At 42.8% G+C, this 7,919-nt stretch carries 8 protein-coding genes; all 8 read right to left on the bottom strand.

Features of this window, described 5'->3' with window-relative positions:
• Nucleotides 1–650 (bottom strand): hypothetical protein (locus tag ACH2DQ_RS08405; RefSeq protein WP_395026354.1); only part of this gene is annotated, 650 nt, incomplete at its 3' end.
• Nucleotides 651–652: 2 nt separating this feature from the next.
• Nucleotides 653–1,543, bottom strand: coding sequence for a DUF1700 domain-containing protein (locus tag ACH2DQ_RS08400; protein WP_394912799.1), 891 nt, complete (start codon nucleotides 1,541–1,543; stop codon nucleotides 653–655).
• A 2-nt stretch (nucleotides 1,544–1,545) separates the two neighbouring features.
• Nucleotides 1,546–1,863 carry a PadR family transcriptional regulator gene (locus tag ACH2DQ_RS08395; protein ID WP_394912800.1) on the bottom strand — a complete coding sequence of 106 codons (318 nt, stop codon included), beginning with the start codon at nucleotides 1,861–1,863 and terminating at the stop codon, nucleotides 1,546–1,548.
• A 201-nt stretch (nucleotides 1,864–2,064) separates the two neighbouring features.
• Nucleotides 2,065–3,081: a nucleoid-associated protein gene (locus ACH2DQ_RS08390; protein WP_394912801.1), complete on the bottom strand. Its 1,017-nt coding sequence runs from the start codon at nucleotides 3,079–3,081 to the stop codon at nucleotides 2,065–2,067.
• A 151-nt stretch (nucleotides 3,082–3,232) separates the two neighbouring features.
• A complete protein-coding gene (locus tag ACH2DQ_RS08385) occupies nucleotides 3,233–3,910 on the bottom strand; it encodes a TIGR01906 family membrane protein (RefSeq protein ID WP_394912802.1) in 678 nt (225 codons plus the stop codon).
• 72 nt (nucleotides 3,911–3,982) lie between these two features.
• Nucleotides 3,983–5,272 (bottom strand): glutamate-1-semialdehyde 2,1-aminomutase, encoded by a 1,290-nt coding sequence (hemL, locus tag ACH2DQ_RS08380; protein WP_394912803.1) that lies wholly within the window; start codon nucleotides 5,270–5,272, stop codon nucleotides 3,983–3,985.
• Nucleotides 5,272–6,255 (bottom strand): porphobilinogen synthase, encoded by a 984-nt coding sequence (gene hemB / locus ACH2DQ_RS08375; protein ID WP_394912804.1) that lies wholly within the window; start codon nucleotides 6,253–6,255, stop codon nucleotides 5,272–5,274. Before hemB ends, hemL begins: the two co-directional genes overlap by 1 nt.
• A gap of 94 nt (nucleotides 6,256–6,349) precedes the next feature.
• On the bottom strand, nucleotides 6,350–7,861 hold the full coding sequence (gene cobA / locus ACH2DQ_RS08370) for a uroporphyrinogen-III C-methyltransferase (protein WP_394912805.1): 1,512 nt from the start codon (nucleotides 7,859–7,861) through the stop codon (nucleotides 6,350–6,352).
• Between the last annotated feature and the right edge of the window lie 58 nt (nucleotides 7,862–7,919).

Genomic DNA, 7,919 nt, shown 5'->3' with positions numbered 1-7,919 from the left:
CCACAATCGATATCATAGTCAAAATCTTCAGCTTTTCCGGTCAGGTTCATCTCGATTCGCCCAACGCCGCAATTTAAGTCAGCATCACCTGTAATAGTTCCTTCTAAAGCCATACTGCCCACGCCACAATCAATGGAAACTTTTTTGCCCTCAAAGCCGGATACGTCCAAACGTCCAACACCTACTTCAAAATCCGCCTCCTTGAATACCGTCTTTTTCGGAATACGAAGTGTTACTTCTGCCGTTTCAAAATTATTCCCTATGTTAAAGGAATGATTGCTTTCTTCCTTAATTACCAGCGTGCTTCCTTCTTTTTTACACTTAAATCCTTCCGGCACGTTTCTGGCTTCTAACTGGAACTCATCTCCATCGTATTCTTCCACTATCATATCCACTACACCGATGTCGATTTTGAGTTTATCAATATCCTTAAATACTTCATCCATATCTTTTACTTTCTGGCTCCCTTTTGTTCCCCAGGAAAAGTTATGATTTGACGAATCCCATCCCCAGCCATATTTGGAAGCAAAAGACACATTATCCAGATCACTGAAACTTACACCCAGGCTCACTGCCACTATGCAGAATGCCAGGCCCAGCGCTGCTAATACGCCGCTGATAATTAAGCAGACCTTTGTAAATGTTTTCATAGTTAACCTCTCCTTCTTCTAAATAATCTGCCGCAAAAGCTTGTGATTCCACGAAGCATCCAGGGTACAACTTTTCCCACTACCCAGAACGCTAACAGCAGTAAAAGCAATCCAACCGCCAGTGCAAATAAGCCAAAGCCGCAAAGCAGAAATCCTACCGGGGGTGCCACAAACATTTTTGCAATACCAACACCCACTAACACCACGCCGGCTACAAAGCTTGCAAAGGTACCTGCTATTACTGCAACACCTACACCTAAAAGTACTCCTAAAATTCCCATTAACAATCCAAATACTGCTCCGAGGATGGGGATTCCTACCGGCACTGCAAAGATGCAAAGCAATACGATTAATATAATTTTCCCTGTGCCAAATCCTTTTTGCTCTCTTCTGCGTTCATCCTCATATCCGTATCCCTGTGCGTTTCCACCATAGGATTGACGGTCAAATCCCTGTCCGTTATATCCGGCACCATTCTGATAACTGCTGCTGTTTTGATAATTACTGTTATTTTGATAATCACCGCTCTTCTGATAACTGCTGCTCTCATAGCCACCGTTCTTCTGATATCCGCTCTCTTTGGACTGTGTATCCTGCTCTTCTTTCTGGTAACCGCCTCTTGGTTCCGGTACCTTATTATTTTCCCGGAAACGATCATCCTGATATCCGCTTTCGGTGTACTCACCTGCTTCATCATCCGAACCATTCAACCCGTCCTTTATCATTGCTGCTACCTTTTCGGGACTACCCAGAGTAGCAATCACATTTGCTTCTTCCGACTCTCCTGCATCCTCAAAATAATCCTGGTAATACGCAAGAGCCTCTTCTCTCTCGCTGTCAGGTACATCCTGCAGCAAGTATTCTAATTGCTTTATATACTCTTCGCGATTCATTCCTATGCCCTCCCTGTAAATATCTTCGTAATATTTGAAGAATATTGCTTCCATTCTGTCTTATACAGATTCAGTTGTACGGTACCTTTTTCTGTAATTTTATAATACCGTCTGTTTCTTCCTCCGCATTCCATATCATATACTTCCAGACAATCATCTTTTTGCAGTCGTCTAAGTACCGGGTATAAAGTAGATTCTGAAACATCCAGCGCACTTCGTACATCCTGGGTTATTCGGTATCCATATGTCCCATCCGGTTCCTTTGATACAACAGCAAGTACGATTGCATCCAGCAGGGCCGCGCCTGTGTTAAATACCATGCCATCAACTCCTTCGTTGTTATTTGATAAACAATACTATTTAAGTTCTTATATTATTTTTATCTCAATACTATATGTTGTATAGTATTGCTTTGTGACTATATTATATGATATATAATATTGGTTTGTCAATAACTATTTACAAAAAAATAAAAAAATCCCCAAATGTCCAAGATACGGTACATTTGTGGATTTTTTCTGTTATTTACTCGTAATACTCCCAATATTCTTAATCAACACCGAAATGCTTCCATCAGGATTCGTAATAAATTCAACAGCATTTTTATTATTATACTCTTCCATAGGAATCTTAATTTCTATCCCGGTATCGGTCATCAGATGCTGCTTGCCAAATTTTTTTGTGGTATTTGGATTCTGGGGAGCAACCGGTTCGCTGGTCAGATTGTACTTTTCCATCTTTTCCTGCACTTCTTCTTTTAATTCCGATTTTTCTTTAAAGATCTTATCCATTACTATGGGTATATCCAGGCTGCCTTTTTCCGCCAGTTCCTGGTTGATAATACTCTTTGTTTCCATTTGGACTTCAAACTGTTCCGATTCATTGTAGTATTTTTTCTGAACATCTTCCACTACCCTTGCTACGATGGCAAGCTTTGTCTTGGAAGATAACGTTCCCTTACACTGCAGAAACAGGGAAGAAAAATAATTGGTTTTTACGCCATTTACATCGTACTTCTTCTCGATTAGGGAAATTGCAAAATCCTCCATATTTATAACCGCCGCTTCTGTAAGCTTTTGAGTCTCCCCTGGAAGAATTGCCTTCTGTTTAATAATATCATTATTATTCCCCCATGGATCTTCGTTGGTCATATGGGTATAAGAGGTCTTGTAGTTCATTTTCAGCAGCGCCAGATAGGGATGCTGCTCTATTGTATATGTAACCACCATCAGATCGGCAGGTGGTATTTCGATGTTTGCGTTCATGATTGTATATAAAACCTTTCCTATTTCCTGGGAGATGAAGACAAATTTCTCTTCGTCCCATTCTTTTAAAAGCTCATATACTTTTGACTCTTCTTTTATAAAACTGCAATGCTTGATTTCATCTCCGGTTATGATACGATGAATATGGCTCCGTAAAAAATCTCCCAGATCGGAACCATGATCCAGTACAGCATCGGATAAAACCGGCATACCAATGGTGGAATCCATGATATGAACGATTGCATTCGTTATCCGGATATCTTCTTTTTCCATAATTATACCTCCTGCAGCCACAGACAAGTCTGCGGTACTGCACCAATAAAATGTATGAAACGATTTTTGTTTCACACTTATACCTCTTGCATACCGCAGACGGGTCTGCGGTACTTACCTTCATACTTACTGCACCATCCTCACAATACCTTTACTGTACGGATGATGCAGTATGGGTATTGTTGGGATCGTTGAGTTTCCCAGGTTTGCAGGATTTCCGATAACAGAAAACGCTGATTAAGGCGCCAAGAACCACACCCCCGAGAATCATAACAGCACAATGAAGGAAAAATGTGTCGGGCAATATTGTAATCACCGGATCTTTAGCCGGATCGAAAATCCAATAGTCATTGTTGAAAAAAATGTGGTGGAACGTCACAAATGCCTTATCCCAATTGGCTGCAATAAAAATCCCCAGAACAGCAGGCACCGCTACTGTAACAATACCGGCAATTTTCAGAAAACCAAACTCTTTTCTCTTTCGTTTCCAAATGGTACCTGCAATTCCTAAAACAAGGGTTATGACTCCTATAGCCTCAAAAGCCACAAAGATTCGTTTTACTTCAACAAAATGAATTCTTCCAGGTTCTGACATGGCAAGTGTGGGAAATTTCAACTCACTTTTCCCAGGCAAAATATTATAATCGATTAAGGCATCGTAATTTTCCTTTATCTCCTCTTTCGGAAGTCCTGATAATTCACTGATGTTCAGATGGTCAATATCAAAATAATATAACGGTCTGAAATTCAGTGTCAGTATCACCGAACAAGAGATGATAAACAACATATAGATCAATGCCAGTATCCAATTGCTTATGGTTTTTTTCATAATTATACTCCTGCATTTTGCAGACAAGCCTGCAATACTGCTGCCAATAAATAGTTTGAAAGGGATTTTCTTTTACATTTTCTTCTTTCCTGCAAAATAGTCTTTTATGAGATCCAGTGTCTGTTCTAATTCCTGCTTTGTATGTGCAGCTGACAGAAACATCGCTTCAAACTGTGAAGGCGCCAGATATATTCCATGCCCCATCATATATTTACAATAGCGGGCAAATTCCTCTGTATCCGATGTTTTAGCCGAAGCATAGTTATCCACCGGATTCTCCGTAAAGAATACACATCCAAGTGATCCTGTGTGATTGATAGTACATCCTGCATTGGCTTCTTTTAACAGGTTGCCAATTTCTCCGTAGAACCAATCACCCATAGCATTTAAATTCGTGTATATTTCGGGATGATCTCTTAAAATTCGCAGCTGGGTAAGACCTGCCGCCATTGCAACTGGATTTCCACTTAAAGTTCCTGCCTGATATACAGCACCTACAGGAGAAACCATCTCCATAATTTCTTTTTTACCGCCATATGCACCAACGGGCATACCTGCACCGATGATTTTGCCAAAAGTTGTCAGATCCGGTTTTACACCGAAGTATCCCTGTGCCCCGTCTAAAGCAAGCCGGAAGCCGGTGATCACTTCATCAAAGATCAAAAGACTGCCATGATTATCACATATTTCACGCAGCCCTTCTAAAAAACCTGCTGCCGGAGGGACTACTCCCATATTGGCCCCTACCGGTTCCACAATGATTGCAGCAATCTCATTTCCCATCTTATCAAACAGTTCTTTTACACTTTCCAGATCATTATAAATGGCTGAGAGGGTGTCTTCTGTACATCCCGATGGAACTCCCGCACTGTCCGGTACGCCGCTTGTCATAACACCAGAGCCTGCTTTTACCAGCATAGCGTCGGAATGTCCATGATAGCAGCCCATAAATTTAACAATTTTATTTCTCCCCGTAAACCCTCTTGCCGTACGGACTGCACTCATTACGGCTTCCGTTCCGGAGTTTACCATACGCACCATTTCAATTGACGGCACGATATCACAGATCATTTCTGCCATTTCTACTTCTATACGGGTGGCAGCACCAAAGCTCAGACCATCCTTACAGGCTTCTATTACGCTTCCCAGGATTTCCGGGTGATTATGCCCCAGTATCATTGGTCCCCAGGAACAGACATAGTCCAGATACCTGTTGCCATCCACATCTACCATATATGCGCCGTCCGCACGCTCAATAAAACGGGGAGCCTCCCCAATAGAGCCAAATGCACGAACAGGACTGTTAACCCCGCCGGGAATATACTTCACAGCTTCCTTAAAAAGAGATTCTGATTTTGTCATTAGCCTATTCTCCCTTCATCCATCATTTTCGCCAGTTCTTTCGCAAAATATGTAATATAAATGTCACTTCCAGCACGATATGCGCTGACAGCCATCTCCTGGATAATTTTCTCTTCGTCAATAAATCCCATTTTTGCAGCCGCTTTTACCATTGCATATTCTCCGCTGACACTATAGCTTGCCACCGGTACATTTACTATTTTAGAAACTTCGGAAATCATGTCCAGATATGACATAGCCGGTTTAACCATAATAATATCAGCACCCTCTTCTATATCTAAAAGCGCTTCTTTCATTCCTTCTTTTCGGTTATGAAAATCCATCTGGTAAGTTTTCCGGTCTCCAAAGGATGGGGCAGAGCCGGCAGCATCCCGAAACGGCCCGTAAAATGCGGAAGCATATTTCACTGCATAGGACATAACAGGGGTATTTAAGTATCCTGCGCCATCCAGTGTTTCCCGGATTGCGCGCACACGGCCATCCATCATGTCAGACGGTGCCACCATATCCGCTCCTGCTTCTACATGAGACAGGGCTGTTTTTGCCAGAAGATTCAGAGTTGCATCATTATCCACATCCTGTCCGCGAAGAACGCCGCAGTGTCCATGGGAAGTATATTCACACATACAGACATCGGTAATCAGATACATATCCGGAAAGTTCTTTCTGGCTTCCCGCAATGCTCTCTGCACGATTCCATTCTCGTCATAGGCTCCGCTTCCCACTTCATCTTTTTCATCCGGAATTCCAAAGAACATCACACTTTTTACGCCGGCATTATTTAACCGTTCCAGCTGGAAATTCATTCGATCCACACTATAACGATACTGTCCTTCCATAGAAGGAATCTCTTCTTCAATCTGCTTTCCTTCACGAATAAAGATGGGATAAATCAAGGAAGATTTATCCATCCTGGTCTCACGCACCATCTTTCTCAACACTTCATTTCCTCTGATTCTTCTTGGCCTGATTAACATATCCATTTTACAATCTCTTCTTTCTGCTTTAAAATATTTGTTCCGGTTATATTTTCGGATGTTTACGCTGCTGCGGCTCACAGCAGCTGAAAAAATTTTCTTAATTACGTCCTGCTGAACAGAGTTCTTCCAAGCATTCCACAACACTGTCCATGGTTGCCATCCTGGCAACTGCTGTCTGCATCCCCAGTTCAGCTGCTGCCGCCTGCGTCTGCTTTCCGATGCATACAGCCTTAACCTTGCTGTAATCTATATCTTTCACCGCCTGGGTAAAACCCCTGACGGTAGATGCACTGGTAAATACCGCATAATCTATATTTCCCTGCTCGAATTCTTTTTGTTCATCGATCAGTTCCTGGCTTTCATATATCGTCTCATAGGTGGCTATATCCTGAATCTGGATACCCTTTACCACTTTTAATTCTTCCAGTAATTCCTGACTTCCCATTCGGGCTCTTGGTATCAGTATCTTCTCTGTTCCGCAGCATACTTTCGCAAGGGCAGCTCCCAGCGCCTTCCCATCATAGACTTCCGGTATCAGATCTGCATAAAAACCTCTGTCTTCAATGGCTTTTTTCGTCCCCTGTCCGATGACCGCAATTTTCGTCTCGGCTAAACTTCTGATATCAATCTTTTCTTCCTTTAATTTGTCAAAAAACACCTGCACCCCGGTAGGGCTGGTAAAAACCAGCCATTGGTACTGCTTCATGTCCCGGAGGCATTTTTTCAATTTCTCATTCGTGCGGACGGGTTCCGTGCGGATAGCAGGCAGTTCCAAAACTTCTGCTCCTTTTTTGCGAAGCTTTTCGCTCATTACAGACATGAGCTGTTTCGGTCTCGTTACCAGAATTTTATTTCCAGCCAGAGGCAGATCTTCGAACCACGCAAACTCTTCCGCCAGTGCACATACTTTGCCTACTACAATAATTGCAGGGGTTTCAATTCCCTGCCGTTCCACTTCTTGCTCCAGATCAGCCACTGTTGCTACAATCCGTTTCTGTCTGGCAGTAGTTCCCTTTTGTAAAATAGCCGCAGGCATATCGCTGCTCATCCCGGCATCCATAAGTCCCTTGCATATATCTCCCAGGGAACTCACTCCCATGAGAAAAACCAAGGTTCCTTTTGTTCTTACCAGTGCTTCGAAATCGATATCGTATGCCTGACCCTGCCTTTTATGTCCCGTGATTATATGTAAAGAAGAACAAAAATCCCTGTGTGTAACCGGAATGCCATTATATGCCGGAACAGACAGCGCACTTGTGACACCAGGTACCACTTCATATGAAATACCGTTCTCTTTTAGCAGCTCTAATTCTTCACCGCCGCGTCCGAATAAGAACGGATCACCGCCTTTTAGCCTCACCACTTTTTTTCCGTCCAGGGCTTCCTTTACCAGAACCTGATTAATTTCTTCCTGAGGCATGGTATGGCGGTTCGCCCGTTTGCCTACATCAATGAGCTTTGCAGTCTGTGGAATCATCCCCAGTACTCCCTGCCCTACCAATGCATCGTATACCACAACCTCTGCCTCTTCTAGTACTCTTTTTCCTTTTATTGTAAATAAACCAGGGTCCGATGGACCTGCACCTACCAGCCATACTTTTCCAGCCATATCAGTTGCCTTCCTTTCTGTATTGCTCCCGTAATTCCCGCGCTAAAGCTTTTCCGGC

The organism is Robinsoniella sp. (assembly GCF_034124845.1).
The sequence above is the reverse complement of the archived record's forward strand: the minus strand, read 5'-3'. Positions and strand labels throughout refer to the sequence as shown.

What these genes read in the sequence shown, in the direction of transcription:
- ACH2DQ_RS08400 (WP_394912799.1), bottom strand. Translation starts at nt 1,543, where the DNA reads ATGAATCGCGAAGAGTATATAAAGCAATTAGAATACTTGCTGCAGGAT.
- ACH2DQ_RS08395 (WP_394912800.1), bottom strand. Translation starts at nt 1,863, where the DNA reads ATGGTATTTAACACAGGCGCGGCCCTGCTGGATGCAATCGTACTTGCT.
- ACH2DQ_RS08390 (WP_394912801.1), bottom strand. Translation starts at nt 3,081, where the DNA reads ATGGAAAAAGAAGATATCCGGATAACGAATGCAATCGTTCATATCATG.
- ACH2DQ_RS08385 (WP_394912802.1), bottom strand. Translation starts at nt 3,910, where the DNA reads ATGAAAAAAACCATAAGCAATTGGATACTGGCATTGATCTATATGTTG.
- hemL (WP_394912803.1), bottom strand. Translation starts at nt 5,272, where the DNA reads ATGACAAAATCAGAATCTCTTTTTAAGGAAGCTGTGAAGTATATTCCC.
- hemB (WP_394912804.1), bottom strand. Translation starts at nt 6,255, where the DNA reads ATGGATATGTTAATCAGGCCAAGAAGAATCAGAGGAAATGAAGTGTTG.
- cobA (WP_394912805.1), bottom strand. Translation starts at nt 7,861, where the DNA reads ATGGCTGGAAAAGTATGGCTGGTAGGTGCAGGTCCATCGGACCCTGGT.